This window comes from Streptomyces sp. NBC_01689 (genome assembly GCF_036250675.1).
Lineage (GTDB): Bacteria > Actinomycetota > Actinomycetes > Streptomycetales > Streptomycetaceae > Streptomyces.
Window position 1 is genome coordinate 3875250 of the sequence record NZ_CP109592.1, and the last position, 23043, is coordinate 3898292.

The following is a 23043-nucleotide window of genomic DNA, read 5'->3' on the forward strand; positions in this document are numbered from 1 at the left end:
ACTCTGCGGCCCCCGTGGTCCGGGTGGGCCTCACGGCCTTCGCGCCGGTGCGAGGAGGCCCCGCTCCGTTCCGCGGGGTTCACGGGACTCTCCGGCCCGCGCTGTCGGCGGGGCGGGGGTCCGGCGGGCCGGGGACGGGGGGTGCCGCCCGGTCCTCGCCGGCGGTCACCGCGGGGTTCCAGCCGTGCCGGTCCAGGGCCCGGACGAGGGCGTGCACCATCCCGGGGTCGAACTGTGCCCCGGCACAGCGCTCCAGCTCCGCCAGCGCCGCCGGCACCGGCCGGGCCCTGCGGTAGGAGCGGGTCGACGTCATCGCGTCGAAGGCGTCGGCGACCGCCACCACCCGGGCGAACTCCGGGATCTGCCCTCCGACCAGTCCGTACGGGTAGCCGCTCCCGTCGAGCCGCTCGTGATGATGGAGGATCGCCGAGCGGGCCTCCCCGAGGAAGCCGATCCCGCGCACCATCTCGTGGCCGTACTCGGGATGCAGCTCGATGATCCGCCGTTCGTCGGGGGTGAGCGGCCCGTCCTTGCGCAACAGCCTGGTGGGCACCCCGAGTTTGCCCACGTCGTGCAGGATCCCGGCGAACCGCAGCACCTCGGCCCGCTCGTCGTCCATGCCGAGTTCGCGCGCGATCATCATGGAGGCCTGCCCGACCCGCTCGCTGTGTCCGCGGGTGTAGCCGTCCTTGATGTCCACGGCCTGCACGAGGGCCCGGATGGTGGCCTGATGGGCGGCCCGCTCCCGGTGGTACTGGGCGAACACCCAGCAGGAGACGTACATCGGCAGCAGGACGAGGAGCGCGGAGACCGGCCCGTACGGGCTGCGCCACAGCACCGCCATCATCAGTCCCGCGAGTCCGTGCACGGCGACGGGGGCGAGGGAGCGGGAGAGAAGACCGCGCCAGGCAGCGCGTACCGGTACCCGTTCGGCCAGGGCCAGGATGCCGCCGTCGAGGAGGGTGAGCACCAGGCAGAAGGCGAGCACCGCGGCGCCGGCGGGGACCAGCGCGTACGGGAAGCGGGGGCCGACGACGGCGTCCGGGCCGTCCAGCGCCCGGTGCACAAGAGAGGCCGCCCAGACGGCGACGGTGAGGCGTGCCGCGCGCCAGATCCGGCGCGGTCCGCGCGGGCGCCGCTCCACCCGGGCCAGCAGCGCCCCCGGCAGCGCGACGAGCGCGGCGGCGGACGGGGGCAGCAGAAAGGCACCGGCGAGCAGCACGGGAAGGAAGGTGCGGAAGGTGCCCGGACCCCGCGGTGCACGCCGTCCGGCTCCTCGGGTGGCGGCGCCTCCGGAGCCGTGCGGCAGGGTGATCCGCTCGCATCCGGCGTACAGCGCGGCCAGCAGGGCGACGATCCACCAGGAGGTGCGGGCGGCCGGCGGGACGGCGAGGCAGGCGAGGGCGGCGAGTACGGCACAGGCCACGTACACCCGGGCCCACGCCGGAATCGTCGCCATCTCCTGGTCCCCTCCCCCGCTCAGGTTCCGGAGCCTAGGGGCGCGGCGCGGGGGCGGGGGCGGCAACGGCCGAATCCGCGGGCCCGGGGCCCGCGGATTCGCACGTTCGGGTGATAACCGGACGATCTCCCCGACCTGTCCGCGTGTTCGCGGGGTCGGTCGGGACACCAGGAGATCGGACACCACGACGTCGGACTCCGGGAGCCGGAGCCCCGGGGCCCGACACGGTCAGGCACCGGGGCGCGGGGGTGTCCGGAGGTTCAGGACTCCTGCGGGGTGGCGCTGACGTCGTGCTCCGGCACCGTCTGCCCGGAGCGGATCAGGTCGATGCGGCCCATCACCTTCGCCCGCAGGTCGGTCGGAACGTCGTCCTGCCCGCAGCACCGCTTGACCAGCTTCTTCACGGCCTGCTCCAGGCCGTACTTCTCGAGACACGGAGAGCACTCCTCGAAGTGCACCTCGAACTTGGTGCAGTCCGCGTCCGGCATCTCATGGTCGAGGAACTCGTAAAGATGGTCGAGTACCTCACTGCAATCCGTCTCGTGCGGCTCTCCGCAGCTCATGAGCCCGAGCCTTTCGCTTCGTTCGACTCTCCGGCGCCGGCCGGGACCAGCCCGCGGTCACGGGCGTAGTCCTCGAGCATGCCGCGCAGTTGACGGCGGCCCCGGTGCAGCCGGGACATCACCGTGCCGATGGGTGTCCCCATGATGTCCGCGATCTCCTTGTACGCAAAGCCCTCGACGTCCGCGAGATAGACGGCGATGCGGAATTCCTCGGGAATCGCCTGCAGCGCTTCCTTGACGTCCGAGTCGGGCAGGTGGTCGAGCGCCTGCGACTCGGCCGACCGCAGACCGGTCGACATGTGCGACTCGGCCCGCGCGAGCTGCCAGTCCTCGATCTCCTCGGCCGCACTGCGCTGGGGTTCGCGCTGCTTCTTGCGGTACGAGTTGATGAAGGTGTTGGTGAGGATGCGGTACAGCCACGCCTTCAGGTTGGTGCCCTCGCGGAACTGGTGGAAGGACGCGTACGCCTTCGCGTACGTCTCCTGCACCAGGTCCTCGGCGTCGGCCGGGTTCCGCGTCATGCGCAGGGCCGCCGAGTACATCTGGTCGAGGAATTCGAGCGCGTCCCGCTCGAAGCGCGCGGTGCGCTCCGCGGTCGATTCCGCGCCCGTGCCCTGGCCCTCGGGCTGCTCCGCCTGGCCGTGTTCGGTCCCTGCGTCGGTCCCAGTGACCGGACCCACCTCCTCCAGCGATGTGGCGGAACCGAAACCGGTCCCACTCGAATCGGAGGATAGACGAACATCCACACCCGCCGCCGCCCGAACAGGGGCGGCCTTCGACGCGCGCAGCACCGTCCAGTCCAGCTCAGCGCTGCTGCGACTCGGGCAGATGGTCGAACCCATGCGGCGGACTTCCTCTCGTTCGAACGGTTCAGCACGGCGTGCTTCCTGTTCGCGACAACAGCCGACCACCGCGCCGCATTCCCGGCCGCCGCGCGCGTGACGCGCTCCACGCCGGGGGCGGTGAGGGCCCCGTCTACGGCAGTGACGCGCTCCATCGCACGACGCCGTCGGTGACGATCCTCACGGCCTCGTCCTGGTCGAGCGGCGCGCGCCGGGGGACCGCGAAGCCGTGATCGCCGTACGGCACCTCGATCAGTTCGTACGGGCCCTGCGGGAACTCCTCCGGCTTCCCGAAGGGGTCGTTCCCACCCTGGACGACGAGGGTGGGGACGCCGGAGCCGAGGAGTTCCCCGGCGCGGGACCGCTCGGGGCGGCCCGGCGGGTGCAGGGGGAAGCTGAGCGCGAGGACGGCGGCGGCGCCGAGTTCCGTCGCCGTACGGCAGGCGACGCGCGCTCCGGCGCTGCGCCCGCCCGCGATCACGGGGAGCCCGGACCGCGCGACCGTGGGCCACAGGCCCCGCCATCCCGCGTCCAGCGTCTTCGGGGCGGGCGCCACTTTCTTCCCGGCCACCCGCCAGGGCTGCTCGACGAGCGCGACGCTCACCCCGTGGGCGGGCAGCTCCCGCGCCAGCGCCCGCAGGTCCCTGGCCTCGATGCCGCCGCCCGCTCCGTGGCTCACCGCGAGCACGAGCCGGGGGTGCTTCGCCCGGTGCCAGGTGAGGCGGGCGGCACCGGCGTCCGTCTCGACGGCCTGTGGCGCCTCGCCCGCCGCACCCGCGTCCGCCGTGTCCGATCCGATCGCGTTCGAGTTGGTCACGTCAGAAGAGTGTGCCCTCTTCGGGGCCCTCCAGCTCCTTGAGGAGCTCCGGGCCGTTGTTGCGGACGCTGCTGACTGCGGTGGAGACGGGGTAGGCGCGCATCAGGCCGGTGGGCGGCGGGGTGAGCAGCGTGCGCAGCTCGTCGACGTCGGTGCGGGCCGGGTCCAGCCAGGCGTCCCAGCGGTCCGGGGTGAGCATCAGGGGCATCCGGGGGTGGATGTCGGCCAGGGTCCGCGGGCCCTCGGCCGGGGCCGCCGCGAGCGGTGCCGTCTCGGCCTCGGTGGTGATCACGGAACACGTCGCCCACCAGGCCAGCGGGTGCTCGTCGGGGAGCGTCCGGTCCCGCCAGAACTCGTACAGGCCGGCCATCGCGAAGACCGAGCCGTCGGCGGGAAGCACGAAGTACGGCTGTTTGCGCGGGCGCTTCTTCCTGCCCTCGACCTCCAGGTCGCGTTCGGCGGCCCCGGTGACCCACTCGTAGTAGCCGTCGGCGGGGACGATGCAGCGGCGGGTGGTGAAGGCACGGCGGTACGAGGGCTTCTCGTGCACGGTCTCCGCCCGCGCGTTGATCATCCGGGCGCCGCCCTCGGGCGTCTTGGCCCAGGACGGGACGAGTCCCCACTTCAGTCTGCGCAGCTGGCGAACCGGCCTCGGGCTGTCCGCGTCCTTCAGGGGGCGGTCCAGTACGGCGTAGACCTCCTTCGTCGGGGCCACGTTGTAGTCGGGTGCCAGGGTCTCCTCCGGCTCCCACTTCTCGATCTCGAAGACCCCTGCGAGATCCTCGGGCCCACGACTCGCTGCATACCGTCCGCACATACGTGCAACACTGCCAGATTCCGCGACACCCGAGGGAGCCACCGCAGACAATGGACAGCACCGCATCCACTTCGCTGGCCTCACTCTGGGACCAGGTCTCCGGCACCCAGCCGGACCCCGATCTGTGGGTGGTGATAGCCACCCTGGCCGCGGCTCTCGCCGTGATCGTCCCGCACGGCGTCTGGCGCGTCTCCCGCAACACCATCACCATCGCCCACGAGGGCGGTCACGGGCTGGTCGCCCTGCTCACCGGACGCAGCCTCAGCGGGATCAGGCTGCACTCCGACACCAGCGGCCTCACCGTCAGCCGCGGCCGGCCCACCGGCCTCGGCATGATCCTCACCGCCGCCGCGGGCTACACCGCGCCGCCGCTGCTCGGTCTCGGCGGCGCCGCCCTCCTCGGCGCGGGCCGCATCACGCTGCTGCTGTGGCTGGCGACGGCCCTGCTGGTGGCGATGCTGGTGATGATCCGCAACGCGTACGGCGTGCTCACCGTGGTCGTCACCGGCGGGCTGTTCCTGACGGTGTCCTGGCTCGCCGGACCGCAGGTGCAGGCGGCGTTCGCGTACGCCGTGGTGTGGTTCCTGCTGCTCGGCGGGGTCCGGCCGGGCTTCGAGCTCCAGGCCAAGCGCCGCCGCGGCGGCGCCCGTGACTCGGACGCCGACCAGCTCTCCCGCCTCACCCACCTACCGGCGGGCGTCTGGCTCTTCCTCTTCCACGCGGTCTCCCTGTGCTCCCTCCTCACCGGCGCCCACTGGCTCCTCCCCCTCTGACCCCGAACGTCGCCACCGAAAGGGGCGCGGGGAACTGCGCACCCAGCCCCCACACACCCGCACCCGAAAACCCGGCCGCCCAAGCACAACCCCACGGCCACCCCCGAACCCACCGATCACAGCAGCGCCCCCGAAAGGGGCGCGGGGAACTGCGCACCCAGCCCCCACACACCCGCACCCGGCCACCACCCCTCACGACCCCGCCCCCCTCCCCCACCCAGCGGAGCGTTTACGTTCGGGTTCCGCCACTTTTGATCAAGATCTCCGCCCGCCCCCAGCCACTAAAGTGGGGCCCATGACCGCGAACCCCGCCCACACCGCCCTCTGGCCCGCCCCCCACGCGAGCGGAGCCGTCGACGCGACGGTCCACGTGCCCGGGTCGAAGTCGGTCACCAACCGCGCGCTCGTCCTGGCCGCGCTCGCCTCGGAGCCGGGCTGGCTGCGCCGCCCGCTGCGCTCCCGGGACACGCTCCTGATGGCCGGCGCGCTGCGCGCGATGGGCGTCGGTGTCGAGGAGACGGTGGCGTCCAGCTCCACCGTCGCGGCGGGCCCGGACGCCTCGGGCGAGGCCTGGCGGATCATCCCCTCCGGTCTGCGCGGCCCGGCCACGGTGGACGTCGGCAACGCCGGCACCGTGATGCGCTTCCTGCCCCCGGTGGCCGCGCTCGCCGACGGCCCCATCCGCTTCGACGGCGACCCGCGGTCCTACGAGCGCCCGCTGAACGGGGTGATCGACGCGCTGCGCCTGCTCGGCGCGCGGATCGACGACGAGGGCCGCGGCGCGCTGCCGCTGACGGTGCACGGCGGAGGCGCCCTGGACGGCGGCCCGGTGGAGATCGACGCGTCCTCCTCGTCGCAGTTCGTCTCGGCCCTGCTGCTCTCCGGCCCCCGTTTCAACCAGGGTGTCGAGGTCCGTCACATCGGCTCGACGCTCCCCTCCATGCCGCACATCCGGATGACGGTCGACATGCTGCGCGCGGTCGGCGCGCAGGTGGACACCCCGGAGTCGGGCGGCGAGCCGAACGTCTGGCGCGTCACCCCGGGCGCGCTGCTCGGCCGGGACCTGATCATCGAGCCGGACCTGTCGAACGCCCAGCCGTTCCTCGCGGCGGCCCTGGTCACCGGCGGCACGGTCGTCGTACCCGACTGGCCGTCGCGTACCACCCAGCCCGGGGACCGGCTGCGGGAGATCTTCACCGAAATGGGCGGCTCCTGCGAACTGACCGACTTCGGACTGGAGTTCACCGGTTCGGGTGCGATCCACGGGATCGATGTGGACCTGGGCGAGGTCGGCGAGCTGACCCCCGGCATCGCGGCCGTCGCCGCGCTCGCGGACTCCCCCTCCACCCTGCGCGGGGTCTCCCATCTGCGGCTGCACGAGACGGACCGGCTGGCCGCGCTGACCAAGGAGATCAACGAACTCGGCGGCGATGTCACCGAGACCGCCGACGGCCTGCACATCCGCCCGCGCCGGCTGCACGGCGGCGTCTTCCACACGTACGACGACCACCGCATGGCCACCGCCGGCGCGATCATCGGACTGGCGGTGGAGGGCGTGCAGATCGAGAACGTGGCGACCACCGCGAAGACGCTGCCGGACTTCCCCGACCTGTGGACCGGAATGCTCGGGGACGACGGAACTCCCGGGAACTGACGGGCGGACCGGGATCATGCGCCGCTACGGCAAGCACACCGACGAGGACGACATCCGCAGCCGCCCCAACCGCAAGGGCAACCGGCCGCGTACGAACATCCGGCCCAAGCACGAGGACGCGGCGGAGGGCATGGTCCTCACCGTGGACCGGGGCCGCCTGACCTGCCTCGTCGAGGACCGCACGGTCATGGCGATGAAGGCCCGGGAGCTGGGCCGCAAGGCGGCGATCGTCGGCGACCGCGTCGCCCTCGTCGGCGACCTGTCCGGCGCGAAGGACACCCTCGCCCGCATCGTCCGGATCGAGCCGCGGACCTCGGTGCTGCGCCGGACGGCCGACGACGACGATCCCTACGAGCGCGTGGTGGTCGCCAACGCCGACCAGCTCGCCATCGTCACGGCCCTCGCCGACCCCGAGCCCCGGCCGCGGCTGATCGACCGCTGTCTCGTCGCCGCGTACGACGGCGGCCTGGAACCGCTGCTGGTGCTCACCAAGTCCGACCTCTCCCCGCCCGACGAACTCCTTGAGATGTACGGCGCGTTGGGCGTGCCCTATGTCGTGACCAGCCGCGAGGAGCTGGAGGCCGGCACGGCGGTGGAGCGGGTGCGCAAGCAACTGGACGGCAAGATCACGGCGTTCGTCGGACACTCCGGCGTCGGCAAGACGACCCTCGTCAACGCGCTGGTCTCGCTGGAGCGACGGCGCAGCACCGGCCATGTCAACGCGGTGACGGGCCGCGGCCGGCACACCACGACCTCGGCGCGCGCGATCCCGCTGCCCGGCAGTGAGGGCTGGGTCATCGACACCCCGGGCGTCCGCTCCTTCGGACTGCATCACGTGGACCCCTCCCGGGTCATCCACGCCTTCCCCGACCTCGAACCCGGCACGGAGGGGTGTCCGCGCGCGTGCAGTCACGACGAACCGGACTGCGCCCTGGACCAGTGGGTGGCCGACGGTCACGCGGACCCGGCCCGGCTCTACTCGCTGCGCCGGCTGCTGGCGACGCGCGAACGCCGGGATGGCGACTGATCCCCGTACGCCCAGGTGTGTCCCCTCCCGCGGGGCGATCGAGGTTCCGTTCGTGACCTCCGCGTTGTTTGCGTCCACGGCAGCCCGGTAAATGCATAATCGCACCCAGCGCCCTCGGGACCGCTGGCCTGATCCGAGCCAGACGGAGCAGTCGACGTGCGGACGCGGGAGGACAAGACATGGCGTGGCTGCTGGTCGTTGTGGCAGGAGTGCTCGAAACCGGTTTCGCCGTCTGCCTGAAGCTCTCGCACGGCTTCACCAGACTCTGGCCGACGGTGGCCTTCGCCACCTTCGCGCTGGGCAGCTTCGGCCTGCTGACCCTCTCCCTCAAGAAGCTCGACGTCGGCCCGGCGTACGCGGTGTGGACGGGCATCGGCGCGGCGGGCACGGCGATCTACGGAATGATCTTCCTCGGCGATCTGGTGTCGACCCTGAAGATCGTCTCGATCAGCTTCGTCATCATCGGCGTCATCGGCCTGCAGCTCTCGGGCTCGGCCCACTGACCCGCCCGTCCCCGCGGTCACGGACCCGGCAGGGACACGCGCCGGCCGCGCCGGGAAGCGGCCGGCGCCCGCCGGTGCCTGACGGGACGTCACCGCCATTGCCGGGGCAGCAGCGCGCCGCGCACGAGGTCCGTGACGCCGCCCTCTCCCGGCGGGGCCGCCACGCAGGAGAGCGCCAGCCGCGCGACGAGTTCGCAGGACCCGGCGAGCTCGACGGCGTCGGCCCGGGTCGTGCCGGGACCGGCGAGCGCCGCGACGGACCGGTCCCGTACGAGGGCGACGAAGTCGGTGGGTGACGGCAGCGGCCCGTCGGCCCGCCGTTGCGCGGGCACCGCGGACGAGGACGGCACCGCCGAGAGGGTCGGCGAGGGCAGCCGCTCGCTCCAGCACCCCGTGAGCATCGCCCGTACCAGCGCGTTGCCGCGGGCCGCCGACGTGGTCCACTCGGCGGTCGCGACCAGCCGGTCGCGCGCGTCCGCGTGGGCGGCCAGCGCGCGTTCGACCCCGGCCAGATAGCCGTCGGCCTCCCGCCGCACGAGCGCTCGCGCGAGACCTTCCTTGCTGCCGAACTCGTTGTAGAGCGTCTGCCGGGACACTCCGGCCACGGCCGCGACGTCGACCATCCGCACCGTGGACCACGGCCGACGGGCGAGCGCCGTCTGAGCGGCGTCCAGAAGGGATTCCCGCGCTGCAGGCATCATTCGCCTCCCTGGGGCGAGCGGGCGGCACTGCAGCTCAGATTTGACGCGTGCACGCGCACTGTCAAGGGTTCGCGGCGGCGCCGGAGGGCGTACGTGGGCGGTCGCGCGCCGCGATGATCGCCGGGCCGCGTGGCCCGCCCGGCGCGGCCCCTTTGTTCGCCGGGCCGTATGGATGTGGCCCGAGGGACCCATATACGGTGCAGTCATGCCCGACTACCGCGATGACCTGCGCCTGGCCCACGTCCTGGCGGACGCCGCCGACGCCGCGACGATGGACCGGTTCAAGGCGCTCGACCTGAAGGTCGAGACCAAGCCGGACATGACGCCGGTGAGCGAGGCGGACAAGGCCGCCGAGGAGCTGATCCGCGGTCATCTCCAGCGCGCCCGGCCGCGCGACGCGGTTCTCGGCGAGGAGTACGGCATCGAGGGCACGGGCCCGCGCCGCTGGGTGATCGACCCGATCGACGGCACCAAGAACTACGTCCGCGGCGTCCCCGTCTGGGCCACGCTGATCTCCCTGATGGAAGCGGCCGAGGGCGGCTACCAGCCGGTCGTCGGGGTCGTCTCCGCACCGGCGCTCGGCCGCCGCTGGTGGGCGGCGAAGGGGCACGGCGCGTTCACCGGCCGCAGCCTCTCCTCGGCCTCGCGCCTGCGCGTCTCCCAGGTCTCCCGGATGGCCGACGCCTCCTTCGCGTACTCCTCGCTCTCCGGCTGGGAGGACCAGGGCCGCCTGGACGGCTTCCTGGACCTGACGAAGGCGGTCTGGCGCACCCGCGGGTACGGCGACTTCTGGCCGTACATGATGGTCGCGGAGGGCTCGGTGGACATCTGCGCGGAGCCGGAGCTGTCGCTCTGGGACATGGCGGCGAACGCGATCGTGGTGACCGAGGCGGGCGGCTCCTTCACCGGCCTCGACGGCCGCCCGGGCCCGCACAGCGGCAACGCGGCCGCGTCGAACGGCATCCTCCACGACGAGATGCTGGGGTATCTGAACCAGCGCTACTGAGCCGACCGCCGCCACCGGATCGGCGGCCCGCGCACCCGGCCGGCGCCGGAACCGGTGGTGACCAGGGCGCCCCGGACCGGATCTGCCGCCGGAGACACCGGAGTGCCCCCGGGGATGACCTGGGGTTGCTGAGTAACCCCCGGGCGCCCCCGATCTCACCGCACGCGCCCCCTTGTTGACCGTCCCTTTAACTGCGACTCTGAGAGTCCCCCCACTTGTGAACTTGTGAATCCAGTCGCAAGGTCGACGGATTCGTAGGAGGTGGCTCCTTCCATGCTCGTCCGCGACGCCATGAGCACGGTGGTCCTCACCATCGGCCCGGCCCACACCCTCCGCCAGGCGGCCCGCCTGATGTCCGCTCGCCGCGTCGGCGCGGCCGTCGTCCTCGACGAGGACGCCGGCGGCCTCGGCATCCTCACCGAACGCGACATCCTCAACTCGCTCGCCCTCGGCCAGGACCCCGACGCCGAGACCGCCGACACCCACACCACCACCGAGGTCGTCTTCGCCGCCCCCGTCTGGACCCTGGAGGAGGCTGCGGCGGCGATGTCGCACGGGGGCTTCCGTCATCTGATCGTGCTCGACGGCAGCGGTCCCGTCGGCATCGTCTCGGTGCGCGACATCATCCGCTGCTGGGCACCGGCCCGGCAGCGCGTACCGGCCTGAGCGGGTCCCGCGCCCACGCCCGCGGGCCGGGCCCCCTCGTCGTCCGAGGAGGTCCGGCCCGTCGTCGTCGGCAAGCGGTCCAGTGCTGGTGATCAGCCGCGCAGGGCCTGGACCGCGGCCTCCAGCCGCTTGCCGAAGTCTCCGTCGGCCTGACGGAAGTTGTGGATCGCGCGTTCGGCGATCTCGTCACGGGAGACCTTGGCGATGAAGCCCGCCAGGTTCTCGACGAGCCGGCCCCGCTCGTCCTCGGACATCAGCCGGTAGAGGTCACCGGCCTGCACGAAGTCGTCGTCCTCGGCGTGGACCGGCGCCTCGTGGCTGCCGGTGCCCGCCGTGAAGCCGGCGGTCGGCCGCCACAGCGGCCGGTCCGTCTGGAACGGGCCGCCGAAGCTGTTCGGCTCGTAGTTCTTGGCGCCGCCGTGCCGGCCGTCGTACAGGGCTCCGTCACGCGCGTGGGTCCGCGCCTCGGTGGCGCGCGGCCGGTTCACCGGCAGATGGTCCGCGTTGACGCCGACGCGGTAGCGGTGCGCGTCACCGTAGGCGAAGAGGCGCCCCTGGAGCATCTTGTCGGGCGAGGGGCCGATGCCCGGCACGAAGTGGGCGGGCGAGAAGATCGACTGCTCCACCTCGGCGAAGACGTTCTCCGGGTTGCGGTTGAGCTCCAGCCTGCCGATCTCGATCGGCGGGTAGTCCTCGTGCGGCCAGACCTTGGTGAGGTCGAACGGGTTGAAGCGGTACTGTGCCGCCTCGTCCGCGGGCATGACCTGGATCTGCACGGTCCAGGACGGGAAGTCGCCGCGCTCGATGGCCTCGCGCAGGTCGCGCTGGTGGGAGTCGGGGTCGACACCGGAGAGCCGCACGGCCTCCTCGGTCGTCAGGTTCTTGATCCCCTGGTCGGTCTTGAAGTGGTACTTGACCCAGAAGACCTCGCCGGCCTCGTTGTTCCACTGATAGGTGTGCGATCCGTACCCGTTGAGGTGGCGGTAGGAAGCCGGGATGCCGCGGTCGCCGAAGAGCCAGGTCACCTGGTGGGTCGACTCCGGGGACAGCCCCCAGAAGTCCCACACGTTGTCGGCCTCCTGCGAACCGGTGTACGGGTCGCGCTTCTGCGTGTGGATGAAGTCGGGGAACTTGATGGCGTCCTTGATGAAGAACACCGGGGTGTTGTTGCCGACGAGGTCGTAGTTGCCCTCCTCGGTGTAGAACTTCAGCGCGAAACCGCGGGGGTCACGGACCGCGTCCGCGGAACCGAGGTTCCCGGCCACCGTGGAGAACCGAAGAAACGTCTCGGTCTGCTTGCCGACCTCGGAGAGGAACTTCGCGCGCGTCCAGCGTGACACGTCACGGGTGAGCGTGAAGGTGCCGTACGCGGCCGCGCCGCGGGCGTGCACGACGCGCTCCGGGATGCGCTCGCGGTTGAAGTGCGCGAGCTTCTCCAGCAGCAGCTGGTCCTGGACGAGCACAGGGCCGCCGACGCCCGCGGTCTCGCTGTTCTGGTTGTCGGCCACCGGCGCGCCGGCCTCCGTCGTAAGCGGTCCCTGCGTCACGTGCGCCTCCTGCGTGTCGTTCCTGTCCGGACCTGCTCCCCGGCCACTGTCGAACTCGATCCTACAATGGACAATGTCTAAGTCAAATAGCCTTCCAAAGTCACACTCGTTCGGGATCTGGTCGCCCTGCTGTTACGCTGGTCCGCATGAGTGACCTGCTGGAACGCCTGCGCGGACGCGGCTGGCGCATGACCGCACAGCGGCGCGTGGTGGCCGAGGTGCTCGACGGTGATCACGTCCACCTGACGGCCGACGAGGTGCACGCCCGCGCCGTCACCAAGCTGCCGGAGATCTCCCGGGCGACCGTCTACAACACGCTGGGTGAGCTGGTCTCGCTCGGCGAGGTGCTGGAAGTCGCCACGGACAAGCGCGCCAAGCGCTACGACCCGAACGCGCACCGCCCGCACCACCACCTGGTCTGCGCCCGGTGCGGCGCGATCCGCGACGTCCACCCGGGCGGCGACCCGCTGGCGGACCTCCCGGACTCCGAGCGCTTCGGCTTCGCGGTCGCGGACGTCGAGGTGACCTACCGCGGCGTGTGCCCGGACTGCGCGGCGGCCTGACCGCCCCGCCCCACGCACACCGGAGCCCCGGCCCCCGAGAGGGTGGCCGGGGTTCTTTCACCGTCGCGCGGTGCCGGGAAACACTCAAGGCCCGGATCCGAAGATCCGGGCCTTGAGTCTTGAGTAGCGGGGACAGGATTTGAACCTGCGACCTCTGGGTTATGAGCCCAGCGAGCTACCGAGCTGCTCCACCCCGCGTCGTTGAACTGAACGTTACGTCACCTGGGTGGACCAGCGCAAATCCCTTTCCGCCCCGGCCCGGGACCGACGCCTCCGGCGCGCGTCGAGACCTCCCGCGGCCGCCCGAACCGGCCGCCGCGGACCGGCCGCGCAGGACGCCGGCCCGCCCGGTACGCCGGCCCGCGTGGCGTTCGAGGACGAGGCCGGCCGGCCCAACGGCGTTCCGGACGCGAACCCCGGGCACGGGCCCCGGAAACGGACGGCCCCGGACACGGGCCCGGGACGCCGGCCGCTACCGCCAGGCACAGGCCGGAGGCCCGCTCCCGGACGGGGTCGGGGCGCGCGATCCCCAGGTACAGCACACGCGTCCCGGGCACACGGAGCACCGATCACGGCCGGAGGCCGAGCACACGCCTCCGGGCGCGGCCGGAGGCCAAGCACACAACGCCCCGGGTGCAGCCGAAGTCCGGGCGGGCGACACCCTCCGGTACGGCCCCCGTCACGCCGACAGTTCCTCCCGCAACGCGTCCCGCAACCGAGCCGCCCGTTCCGACACCTCCGCCGGTCCCAGTGAGACCGCCCGGTCCGCCCACCGCTGCCCCTCGGCCAGCTCACCCCGCCGCGCGCACACCAGGGCCAGCCGCAACGCCGCCCGGCCGTGCCCCGCGTCGGCCGCGCGGGCCCACCACAGCGCGGCCTCCGGCTCGCTCCCCTCGCGGGCGAGCAGCAGCCCGAGGTTGAACGCACCGTTCCGTGACCCGGCCTCCGCGGCCTCGCGGTACCACCGCGCCGCGTCGACCACGTCCCCCCGTGCCGCCGCGAGCATCCCCACCCGGACCTGCGCCCGCCGGTGCCCCTGGGTCGCCGCCCGCTCGTACCACTCCTCGCACTCGCTCTTCTCGTGCGCGGGCTCCCCCAGTTCGTGCGCGGGGGCCGGCGGCCGGCGCGCGTCGAGCACCGAGGCCAGCCGGTAGGCGGCCTCCGCGCTGCCGCCTCCCGCCGCGCGGCGCAGGTGGCGTTCCGCGGCCGCCTCGTCCCCGTCCCGCAGCCGTGCGATGCCGACCTGGAGCGCGGCCTCCGTGTGCCCGTCCGCGGCGGCGCGCTCGTACCAGCGCAGCGCCGCGGCGTCGTCGGCCGCGGTGCCCCGCCCGGCGTGCAGGATCCCGAGATTGAACGCGGCGTCGACACTGCCCGCCTCGGCCGCCTTGGAGAACCACGGCTCCGCGCCGGACGCGTCCCCGACCTGGAGCAGCAGGACCGCGAGGGCGTTGGCCGCCTCGCGGTGTCCGGCGTACGCGGCCTGCCGGTACCACTGCTCGGCCTGCGCGGTCCTGCCCTGTTCCGCGCAGAGCAGGGCGAGGTTGTAGGCGCCGTTGGTGTCGCCCGCGTCCATCGCGGCCCGGTACCACCGCTCGGCGGTCTGGGTCTCGCCGCGCTCGGCGTGCAGCGCGCCGAGCGCGTTCGCGGCGTTGCCGTCGCCCTCCTGGGCGGCGCGCAGCCACCACACGGCGGCGCTCTCGGTGTCGCCGGCGTCCCGCAGCAGGAATCCGAGCGCGCAGGCGGCCCGCGCCTCGCCGTCCTTGGCGGACGTCAGATACCAGCGGCCGGCCTCCTTGAGCTCGCCGCGCTTCTCCAGGATGGCCCCGAGGTGCAGCGCGGCCCGCCGGTGCCCGCGCGCGGCGGCCTGCCGGTACCACTGCTCGGCCTCCTCGCCCGCGGCCCCGATGACGCCCAGCACGCCGCTGACACCGTTGACACCGTTGTCCGAGACCCTTTCGCCCGCGTCCACGGCTTTGCGGTCGAGGGTGCGCGCCAGCCGGTACGCCGCCTCGCGGTGTCCGCGCTCGGCGGCCGCCCGCATCCACTGCTCGGCGCCGACGTCACCGCGGTGCTCCAGCAGGTCGGCGAGCGCGTACGCCCCGAGGGCGTGGCCCTGCTCGGCGGACTGGCGCAGCCAGTACTCGGCGGCGGGCTCGTCGCCGCGCTCGCGGTGGTAGCGGCCGAGGGCGTGCGCGGCGGCCGCGGAGCCGGCGACGGCGGCGATCCGCCACCATCCCGCCGCGTCCTCGGTGTAGCCGCGCTGGTGCAGGAGGACACCCAGGTTGTTGGCGGCGGCGCGGTCACCCGCGGCGGTGGCGGCGCGCAGCTGGGGCTCGGCCGCGTCGAGGTCGCCGCGGCGCAGCAGCATCGCGCCGAGGACGCTCATCGCCTCGACGTCGCCGGATTCGGCGGCGAGCCGCTGCCGTGCCTCCTCCGCAGCCTCGCCGGTTTCGTCCCGGTCCGAAGGCTGCACAAAACGCCCTGTCTCCAACAGAGTTGCCTTGTCCCCCATAACGTCCATCGTCGCACCACCTGCAACCTGGCCACACCCGGTATACCGCAGTCAGTGAGGTCACTTCAGCGTTTTGTCGACATGCCCACAGAGAGACAAGTGAAACACAAAATCCCCAACTCCCCACGGATGGCGGAGCCTTCGCGCGTGTCGCCGAGCGGTGCCGGTACGCACCCGCGCATCGAAGGCGCGTGACCTGGGCGCGCACCCGGTACGGGCCCGCGGACGACCGGGGCCACGACGTGCGCGAGCGCACACGACGAAGGCCCGGATCCTTGAGGATCCGGGCCTTCGTCGTGCAGTAGCGGGGACAGGATTTGAACCTGCGACCTCTGGGTTATGAGCCCAGCGAGCTACCGAGCTGCTCCACCCCGCGCCGTTGTGTGTCAACCGTACCACGGCGCGGAGGGGACTCCGCTCAGCCGCCGCCCGCGCTCCCGTCGCCACTGGGAGTGGCGCCGGGGCTGTCACCAGGGCTGCTGCTCTCGCCGCCGCCCTGGTCGCTGCTCTTGTCGGCGTTCTTGTCGGCCTTGTCGCTGCTCTTGTCGCTGCTCTTGCTGCCGCCGCTGCCGTCGGGCTTCCCGGCCGCGGACTGGGCGTCCTCCGCCCGCTGCAGAGCGTCCTGAAGGTCCTTCTGCGCCTGGCCGTACGCCGTCCAGTCCCCCTTCTTGAGGGCCTCCTGGCCTTCGGTGAAGGCCTTCTGGGCGTCGTCGAGCGCCTGCCGGACCGTCGGGTTGCTCGACGTGGGCGGCTTCGTGGTGCCCGTGTCACTCGGCGGGGTGGTCGTGACGTCCGCCCCGAACACCTTGTTGAGCGCCTGGTCGAGCGTGTCCTCGAAGGCGGTGTTGCCTCCGTAGGTCACCAGCACCTTGCGCAGCAGCGGGTACTTGAGTCCACCACCCCGTACGTAGACGGGCTCCACGTAGAGCAGTCCTCCGTCGAGCGGGATCGTCAGCAGGTTGCCGTACTCGACCTCCGAGGCTCCGCCGCTGAGAAGTCTGATGGACTCGGCGATGGTCTGTTCGGAGTTGAACTGGCTCTGGACCTGTTTGGGCCCGTCGACGGGTTCGCTCGTCGGCAGTTTCAGGATTCTGATCTTGCCGTAGTCGCCGGTGCCCGCCTCCGCGTTGACCGACATGAAGGCGCTCAGGTTGTCCCGGCCGTTCGGGGTGAACGTCGTCGTCAGCGAGAACGCCTGTGCCTGCTGGTCGGGCATCTTCATGCTCAGGTAGTACGGCGGCACCGCGTTGCCCGACTTGTTGGTCGGGTCGTCGGGGACCTGCCACACCTCGCTGCCGCTGAGGAACGTCTGCGCGTCCTTCACGTGGTACCGGGTGAGCAGTTCGCGCTGGACCTTGAACAGGTCCTGCGGGTACCGGAGATGGGCCATCAGCGAGGGCGAGATGTCGTCCTTCGACTGCACCGTGTGCGGGAACGCCTTCATCCAGGTCTTGAGGACCGGGTCCTTGGTGTCCCACTGGTAGAGCTTGACGTCGCCGGTGTACGCGTCGACGGTCGCCTTCACCGAGTTGCGGATGTAGTTGACCTGGTTCTGCTGGGCCACCACCGCGCGCTGGTTGTTGGCCGCCGTGAGCGAGTCGGCCGTCGTGTCACCGAGGGTGGTGCGCGAGGCGTACGGATAGCCGTTGGTCGTGGTGTAGGCGTCGACGATCCACTGGATCCTGCCGTCGACCACGGCCGGGTAGGCGTCGCCGTCGATGGTCAGCCAGGGCGCCACCGCCTCGACCCGGTCCTTGGGGGTGCGGTTGTAGAGGATCCGGGAACCCTCGCCGATCGCGCCCGAGTAGAGGATCTGCGGCTCGCCGAACGCCACCGCGTACGCGGCCCGGTTGACCGGACTGGAGAGGCTGACGCCGCTGCCGCCCTGGTAGCTGGTCGTCTTCTCGCCGCTGTCGTCGGAGTAGTCGATCTCCTTCTGGGGACCGCCGACGATGGAGTACTGGGTGGTCTTCTCGCCGTAGTAGACGCGCTGCTCGTACGTCCCGAGGTCGCCCTTGGACGGCAGGTCGGACTCCGTGAAGACCGGCCGGCCGCCGGCGGTGGCCGTGGTCCCCTTGGCGGCGACCACACCGTAGCCGTGCGTGTAGCGGAAGTGGTCGTTGATCCAGTTGTTCTTCGGGATGCCGTTGAGGTTCAGCTCACGCAGACCGATGACCGTGTCCTGGTCCTTGCCGTCCTTGGTGTACCGGTCGACATCCAGGTTGGTCGGGAACGCGTAGTAGTTCCTCATCTGCTGCAGCTGCTGGAACGTCGGCGAGACGATGTTCGGGTCCATGATGCGGATGCTCGCCGTGCTGTCGGCGTCGTCGCGCAGCTTGGTCTTGTCCTTGGTGTCGCTCGTCCCCTGGTACTCCGAGACCTTGGTGCCGTCGATGCCGTAGGCCTCGCGCGTCGCCTTCAGGTTCTTCTCGACGTACGGCGCTTCCTTGGCCTGCTCGTTCGGCTGGACCTGGAACTTCTGGACGATCGCCGGGTACAGGCCGCCGATGAGGATCGCGGAGAGCACCATCAGACCGAAGCCGATCACGGGCAGCTGCCAGGTGCGCCGCCACAGGGTGGCGAAGAACAGCAGCGCGCAGATGACGGCGATGCAGAAGAGGATCGTCTTGGCGGGCAGGTAGGCGTTCGCGTCGACGTACCTGAGGCCGGTCCAGTTGCCGGTCGCCTTGAAGTCGCTGGACTTCACGGCGAGTCCGTACCGGTCGAGCCAGTAGGCGACCGCCTTCAGCGCGACGAAGACACCGAGGAGCACCGAGAGGTGGCCGGTGGCCGCGGCCGTGGCACGCGCCCCCGGGCTGGTGATCCGCAGCCCTCCGTAGAGGTAGTGGGTGAGCGCGGCGGCGATCAGCGACAGCACGGCGGCGGCGAAGCCGAAGCCGAGCAGGAACCGGTACCAGGGCAGGTCGAAGGCGTAGAAGGAGACGTCGAGGTGGAACTGGGGGTCCTTCTGGTCGAAGGGGACCCCGTTCACCCACATCAGCCAGGTGCGCCACTGGCCGGACGCGGACGCGCCTGCGATCAGCCCCACCAGGGCGGTGACGCCGAACAGCAGCCACCTCTTGTAGGGCGCGATGCCCATGCGGTACCGGTCGAGGCTCTGCTGCTCCATCGACATGGCGCTCAGGGGCGGCCGCAGCCGGTGCGCCAGCCAGATGTTCACCCCCACCGCGGCCGCCATGAGCAGGCCGAAGACGAAGAAGAGTCCGATCTTGGTCCACAGGGTCGTCGTGAAGACGGACGAGTAGTGGACCGACCGGTACCAGAGCCAGTCCGTCCAGAACCCCGCGAACATGACGAACGCCATGGCCAGTACGGCCAGCACGCCCAGTGTCATGAGCAGGGTCCGGACACGCCGGGAGGGTCGGCCCACTCTCATCCGTGGCCCCGTCGGGCCTCCGCCACGGTCCGGCATCTGGAAAGCCAAGGTGCGCACCTCGAAGTCGCTGTTGATCCGTCAGGCCCCCGTGAACGCGGACCATCCATCAGGCTCCGTGATCGGGGAGCCTCACCTATGCAACTTACTCACGCTTTACTCGGTTCCCGTTTCCGGGTACCAACGAGGCAGGATTGTGACCATGTCCAACACTCCCATGGCAGCGAACCCGCTCACCCGGGCCGTACTCGAGATCGACGAGTACGCCTCAGGCCTCGGCTGGGACCAGCCCGCTCGCCTCTTCGCCCTCGTAGACACCGCGCGACTGCGCACCCAGGAACCCGGCCTCGCGGCCCAGCTCGGTCTGCAGGACGAGCCCGACAGCACCGCCCTCACCCCGGTCGAGCAGGAGGAGATCCCTGCCGGCAAGCCGCTGGACGAGTTCCTCGGCACCATCGCCTGGCCCGACGCCGTGGTCGGCTGCGCGTTGACGGTGGAGCGGCTGATGCTGCCGCCTTCGGCGGAGGCCTCCGTTCCGGAGGGGCTGAGCGACAAGAAGCTCGCGAAGTGGGTCGCCGAGCACCCCGACCGCCAGGAGGTGCGCATGACGGTCGGCGTCCTGCGCGACGGGACGCGGGACTCGGCGGTGCGGCTGCGCGAGAAGGACACGCCGACGGAGGTGCTGACGGGGTCCGGTCTGGTGCCGGGGCTCGCCGAGGCGCTGACGGCGACGTTCGCGGAGTAGGCGCCGGGCCGCTCCGCGGTGCGGACGGTCCGCCCTACTTGACCGTGCACTTCGGCAGGTCGGCCGTCCTGCCGGACCTGATGTCCTTGAGGGCGCTCATCGCGTCGTCGATGGTGTTGACCTTGACGAGCGTGAGCCCCTTGGGGGTGTCCTTCGCGGCGTCCGCGCAATTGTCCTTGGGCGTCAGGAAGTACTGGGCGCCCTTCTCCCGCGCGCCGACCGTCTTCATCTCGATGCCGCCGATCGGGCCGACGGTGCCGTTGTCGGCGATGGTGCCGGTGCCGGCCACGAACTTGCCGCCGGTAAGGTTCTCCGGGGTCAGTTTGTCCACGATGCCGAGTGCGAACATCAGGCCGGCGCTCGGTCCGCCGACGTCGGCGAGCTTGATGTCGATGTCGAACGGGTACGTGTGGTCCGTTCCCGCCGAGATGCCGACGATGGCGCGGGCCGCGCCCTTGTCGGCGGACTTCGCCGTGGTGATCGTGACGTCCTGGGTCCGTGTCGCCGTCTTCTTCGCCTTCTCGGCGGCGGCCTGCTCCTTGGCGGGCACGACCGTGAAGACGACCTTCTCGCCGGGCTTGTGGCGGGTGACCAGCTTCGCGACGTCGTCGGGTGCCTTGACCGCCGTGCCGTCGACCTTCTTGATCACGTCTCCGGCGTGCAGGCGCCCCTCGGCCGGCGAATCCTTGACGACCGTGGAGACGATCACCCAGGACTTCACCGGGATGTTCAGCTCCTCCAGGGCGGCGACCTTGGCGCTCTCCTGGGACTGACTGAACTCCTCGGCGTTCTCCTGGGTCGACTGCTCCTCGGTCTTGCCGTCCGGGTACAGCGTGTCGTGCGGGACGACCTTGCTGTCGTGCGCCAGCCAGCCGTAGACGGCCTCGACGAGGTTCATCCGATAGTCGGCACTGGTCACCCGGACGGTGGTCATGTTCAGGTGCCCGGTGGTCGGGTACGTCTTGTGCCCGGAGATCTGCAGCACCGGCTCGCCGCCGTGATCGCCCAGGGTGTTCACCGTCGGTCCCGGGGACATCTCCGCGTACGGCACGGGGATGAACACTCCCGCGCACAGGAGCGCGATCAGGATCAGAGTGGAGGCGAGCATCGTCGCGGTGCGGCGTGGCATGAGTCGACACTACGGGACGGTGCTGTCAGCGCACCGTCGGGGCCGTCCGTACGGGGTCCCCGGCCGCGCGGGGGCTGCGCGGGCCTCAGACGGCGTCGGAGGGTGACTTCTCCAGCGTGTCGGACCGGGACGTGACCGCGTCGGGCCGCTCCATGGCGGCGCGGAAGCGGGCGTAGCCCTCCAGCTCCACGCCGTCTCCGGCCGTCTTGCGATTCCGGCCGGCCCAGCTTCCCCACAGTCCGGCACCGATCGCGGCCGACAGCGGAATCAGCAACCAGGCGAGCGACGCCATGCCGACCTCCCAACCCCAACGAACCACCGCAACTGACTGATCAGCAGATTAACCATTCGCAGGCTTAACGCTCACGCCAGGGGGTCGGTTACGCAACCCGAGCAAGCTCCGCGGGCCGGTGTGCTCCTTCCGTGGGCGGGCCGGGCCCTCCACGGGGGCTTCGCGAGCCCTTCCCGGTCGCCTCCAGGGCGCTCCCCGGCGTTCCCCGGGGGGTCGTCCCTGCTCCGGGCACGGCCCTCAGCAGGCGCCGACCCATTCCTCCGTGCCGTCGGAGAACTTCTGGTGCTTCCAGATCGGCACCTCGTGCTTGAGGTCGTCGATCAGTCTGCGGCACGCCTCGAAGGCCTCGCCGCGATGCGGGCACGCCACGGCGACGACGACGGCGAGATCCCCCACCGCCAGGTCTCCGACGCGGTGCACGGCGGCCAGCGCCCGTACCGGGAACTCGGCGACGACCTTCTCGGCGATCCTGCGGATCTCCGCCTCGGCGGACGGATGGCTCGCATACCCCAGTCCGGCGACGTCCGCGCCGCCGTCGTGGTCGCGCACGGTCCCCACGAACAGCGCGGTCCCGCCGGCGGCGTCGTCGCCGACGGCCCGGAAGACCTCGTCCAGGGAGAGCGGTTCGTCCCGCACCGCCACCAGCCGGATGGGGTCCTGTCCGGCCCGTTCTCCGGGATGTTCAAAGGAAGACACCATGTGCCCATCGTGCCGTACGCCCGCGACACCGAGGAATACGTGTTTTCCCCGGCACCGGGACGTGTCCCTTTGGAGCGTCCTACAGGTGGGCCGTCACAGAGGGAGGCGTCCTACAGGTGGGCCGTCACGGGGGAGGCCTCCTCCTGGAGGTGGAGCGCCCCGCCCGTGATCAGATCCTGCGCCGGGCCTTCCGTGCCCGGCGCACGATCGCCGCCGTGCCGAGCAGCGCCACCGTCGCTCCGGCGGCTCCCGCGGCCGTCGCGTCCTTGCGGCCCAGCCGCCGCCCGGCCACCGTGTGCCGTCCGGCGACCTCCTCCAGCAGCTCGGCGAGCACCTCCTCGTTGGTCCACCGCGGCCGCCACCCGGCGTCGTGCAGCCGGCTGCCGCTCACCACCCAGGGGTACATCGTGTAGGCGAGGTCCCCGGCGGGTGACGGGGTGAGCCCGATCCGGTGGAGCCGCGCCGCGGCGCCCAGGGCGACGGCGGACGGCAGCTCCATACGCCGGATCCCGCTGAGCTCCTCGACCTCCTCCTGCTCCAGCCACCCGTCGCACCCGACGGCCAGTTCCCCCTCGACCTTCTCCAGCACGGCGTGTTCCAGGGCGCTGCACAGGTCCTCGATGTGACAGAACTGCCACGCGGGCCGGGAACCCGCCACCACGAGAAGCCGCGGCGACTCGAAATACCTGGTCAGCGCCGTGTCGGTGCCGCCACCGACCAGCACTCCGGGGCGTACGACGGTGACGTTGAGCCCGGGGTGCGCGCGGGGCGCCCGCCGCGCGAGCCGTTCGATCTCCAGCAGGTCGCCGACCCCGGTCGCCTCGGCGGTCGCCCGCAGCTCGGCGTCCTCGGAGAGCGGCAGCTCGTTGTCCGGGAGCGCGCCGTAGACCATCGCGGAGGTGCACAGCACGACCCGGTGCACCCCGGCGGCGGCCGCCGCCGTCAGCACGGTCTGGGTGCCGCGGACGTTGTAGGCCGTACGGGCGGCCGCGTCCGTCTCCAGGTCGAGGTCGAGTGCGAGATGCACCACCACGTCCGCTCCGCGCAGCTTCTCGGCGATCGCCGGATCCCGCACGTCGAGGATGTACCACTGGGCGGCCGCGCACTCGCCACGGCGCTCGTCCAGGGCGATGACCTGCTTGATCTCCTCACTGGCGGTGAGCCGCTCGGTGAGCATCGCGCCCACGCCGGACGCGGCTCCGGTGACCGCGACGACGGGCCCGCGCGGGAGCGGGCTGGTTGAGTGGTTTCGCGCTGCGCGAACCTGTGGATCTGGGGAACTCACCGGGCGTCTCCAGCGGTTGTCTTCAGTAATGGACGCGCGTGACGCGTCC

The 23043-nt window shown here is 71.6% G+C and carries 21 protein-coding genes and 2 tRNA genes; 8 read left to right on the forward strand and 15 right to left on the reverse strand.

Annotated elements, in window-relative coordinates; all coding sequences use genetic code 11:
- Positions 1–79: 79 nt before the first annotated feature.
- The 5 genes from OG776_RS16300 to OG776_RS16320 form a co-directional block, all read right to left on the reverse strand.
- On the reverse strand, positions 80–1459 hold the full coding sequence (locus OG776_RS16300; RefSeq protein WP_329321331.1) for an HD-GYP domain-containing protein: 1380 nt from the start codon (positions 1457–1459) through the stop codon (positions 80–82).
- A 260-nt stretch (positions 1460–1719) separates the two neighbouring features.
- Positions 1720–2022 (reverse strand): mycothiol system anti-sigma-R factor, encoded by a 303-nt coding sequence (gene rsrA, locus OG776_RS16305; protein WP_148010381.1) that lies wholly within the window; start codon positions 2020–2022, stop codon positions 1720–1722.
- Positions 2019–2702 (reverse strand): RNA polymerase sigma factor SigR, encoded by a 684-nt coding sequence (gene sigR / locus OG776_RS16310; protein ID WP_153288710.1) that lies wholly within the window; start codon positions 2700–2702, stop codon positions 2019–2021. Before sigR ends, rsrA begins: the two co-directional genes overlap by 4 nt.
- A 295-nt stretch (positions 2703–2997) precedes the next feature.
- A complete protein-coding gene (locus tag OG776_RS16315) occupies positions 2998–3663 on the reverse strand; it encodes an alpha/beta hydrolase family protein (RefSeq protein ID WP_148011042.1) in 666 nt (221 codons plus the stop codon).
- Positions 3664–3682: 19 nt separating this feature from the next.
- Positions 3683–4498 carry an SOS response-associated peptidase gene (locus OG776_RS16320; protein WP_148010379.1) on the reverse strand — a complete coding sequence of 272 codons (816 nt, stop codon included), beginning with the start codon at positions 4496–4498 and terminating at the stop codon, positions 3683–3685.
- A 50-nt stretch (positions 4499–4548) separates the two neighbouring features.
- Between OG776_RS16320 and OG776_RS16325 the strand changes: the two genes are divergently transcribed.
- The 4 genes from OG776_RS16325 (at position 4549) to OG776_RS16340 (ending at position 8455) form a co-directional block, all read left to right on the forward strand.
- Positions 4549–5271, forward strand: a complete 723-nt coding sequence (locus OG776_RS16325; protein ID WP_148010378.1) for a M50 family metallopeptidase — start codon at positions 4549–4551, stop codon at positions 5269–5271.
- 295 nt (positions 5272–5566) lie between these two features.
- On the forward strand, positions 5567–6925 hold the full coding sequence (aroA, locus tag OG776_RS16330; protein ID WP_329321334.1) for a 3-phosphoshikimate 1-carboxyvinyltransferase: 1359 nt from the start codon (positions 5567–5569) through the stop codon (positions 6923–6925).
- A gap of 16 nt (positions 6926–6941) precedes the next feature.
- Entirely contained in the window at positions 6942–7952 is a 1011-nt protein-coding gene (rsgA, locus tag OG776_RS16335; protein ID WP_148010377.1) for a ribosome small subunit-dependent GTPase A, read from the forward strand.
- 179 nt (positions 7953–8131) lie between these two features.
- On the forward strand, positions 8132–8455 hold the full coding sequence (locus OG776_RS16340) for a DMT family transporter (protein WP_148010376.1): 324 nt from the start codon (positions 8132–8134) through the stop codon (positions 8453–8455).
- Between the two features lie 89 nt (positions 8456–8544).
- On the opposite strand, the gene OG776_RS16345 is transcribed toward OG776_RS16340, so the two are convergent.
- The gene (locus tag OG776_RS16345) at positions 8545–9156 is read right to left on the reverse strand and encodes a TetR/AcrR family transcriptional regulator (RefSeq protein ID WP_148010375.1); all 612 of its coding nucleotides are present in this window, start codon (positions 9154–9156) and stop codon (positions 8545–8547) included.
- Between the two features lie 205 nt (positions 9157–9361).
- Here OG776_RS16345 and hisN point away from each other — a divergent pair, with 205 nt between their 5' ends.
- Positions 9362–10162: a histidinol-phosphatase gene (gene hisN / locus OG776_RS16350; protein WP_148010374.1), complete on the forward strand. Its 801-nt coding sequence runs from the start codon at positions 9362–9364 to the stop codon at positions 10160–10162.
- 273 nt (positions 10163–10435) lie between these two features.
- Positions 10436–10828, forward strand: coding sequence for a CBS domain-containing protein (locus OG776_RS16355; RefSeq protein ID WP_148010373.1), 393 nt, complete (start codon positions 10436–10438; stop codon positions 10826–10828).
- 92 nt (positions 10829–10920) lie between these two features.
- On the opposite strand, the gene OG776_RS16360 is transcribed toward OG776_RS16355, so the two are convergent.
- Positions 10921–12375, reverse strand: a complete 1455-nt coding sequence (locus OG776_RS16360; protein WP_148010372.1) for a catalase — start codon at positions 12373–12375, stop codon at positions 10921–10923.
- Between the two features lie 146 nt (positions 12376–12521).
- On the opposite strand from OG776_RS16360, the gene OG776_RS16365 reads away from it, so the two are divergent.
- Entirely contained in the window at positions 12522–12938 is a 417-nt protein-coding gene (locus OG776_RS16365) for a Fur family transcriptional regulator (RefSeq protein ID WP_148010371.1), read from the forward strand.
- A gap of 124 nt (positions 12939–13062) precedes the next feature.
- Here OG776_RS16365 and OG776_RS16370 read toward each other — a convergent pair.
- The 4 genes from OG776_RS16370 to OG776_RS16385 form a co-directional block, all read right to left on the reverse strand.
- Positions 13063–13136, reverse strand: a tRNA-Met gene (locus tag OG776_RS16370).
- 481 nt (positions 13137–13617) lie between these two features.
- A complete protein-coding gene (locus OG776_RS16375; protein ID WP_148010370.1) occupies positions 13618–15459 on the reverse strand; it encodes a tetratricopeptide repeat protein in 1842 nt (613 codons plus the stop codon).
- A 293-nt stretch (positions 15460–15752) separates the two neighbouring features.
- Positions 15753–15826: transfer RNA gene (locus OG776_RS16380), tRNA-Met, on the reverse strand.
- A gap of 42 nt (positions 15827–15868) precedes the next feature.
- Entirely contained in the window at positions 15869–18883 is a 3015-nt protein-coding gene (locus tag OG776_RS16385) for a UPF0182 family membrane protein (protein ID WP_329323712.1), read from the reverse strand.
- Positions 18884–19046: 163 nt separating this feature from the next.
- On the opposite strand from OG776_RS16385, the gene OG776_RS16390 reads away from it, so the two are divergent.
- Positions 19047–19589 carry a PPA1309 family protein gene (locus tag OG776_RS16390; protein WP_148010369.1) on the forward strand — a complete coding sequence of 181 codons (543 nt, stop codon included), beginning with the start codon at positions 19047–19049 and terminating at the stop codon, positions 19587–19589.
- 34 nt (positions 19590–19623) lie between these two features.
- On the opposite strand, the gene OG776_RS16395 is transcribed toward OG776_RS16390, so the two are convergent.
- The 4 genes from OG776_RS16395 to OG776_RS16410 form a co-directional block, all read right to left on the reverse strand.
- On the reverse strand, positions 19624–20718 hold the full coding sequence (locus tag OG776_RS16395; protein ID WP_148010368.1) for a YlbL family protein: 1095 nt from the start codon (positions 20716–20718) through the stop codon (positions 19624–19626).
- 85 nt (positions 20719–20803) lie between these two features.
- Positions 20804–21010 (reverse strand): hypothetical protein, encoded by a 207-nt coding sequence (locus OG776_RS16400; RefSeq protein WP_148010367.1) that lies wholly within the window; start codon positions 21008–21010, stop codon positions 20804–20806.
- A 237-nt stretch (positions 21011–21247) separates the two neighbouring features.
- Entirely contained in the window at positions 21248–21709 is a 462-nt protein-coding gene (locus tag OG776_RS16405) for a molybdenum cofactor biosynthesis protein MoaE (protein ID WP_148010366.1), read from the reverse strand.
- A 169-nt stretch (positions 21710–21878) separates the two neighbouring features.
- The gene (locus OG776_RS16410) at positions 21879–22994 is read right to left on the reverse strand and encodes an SDR family oxidoreductase (RefSeq protein WP_148010365.1); all 1116 of its coding nucleotides are present in this window, start codon (positions 22992–22994) and stop codon (positions 21879–21881) included.
- Positions 22995–23043: the final 49 nt, after the last annotated feature.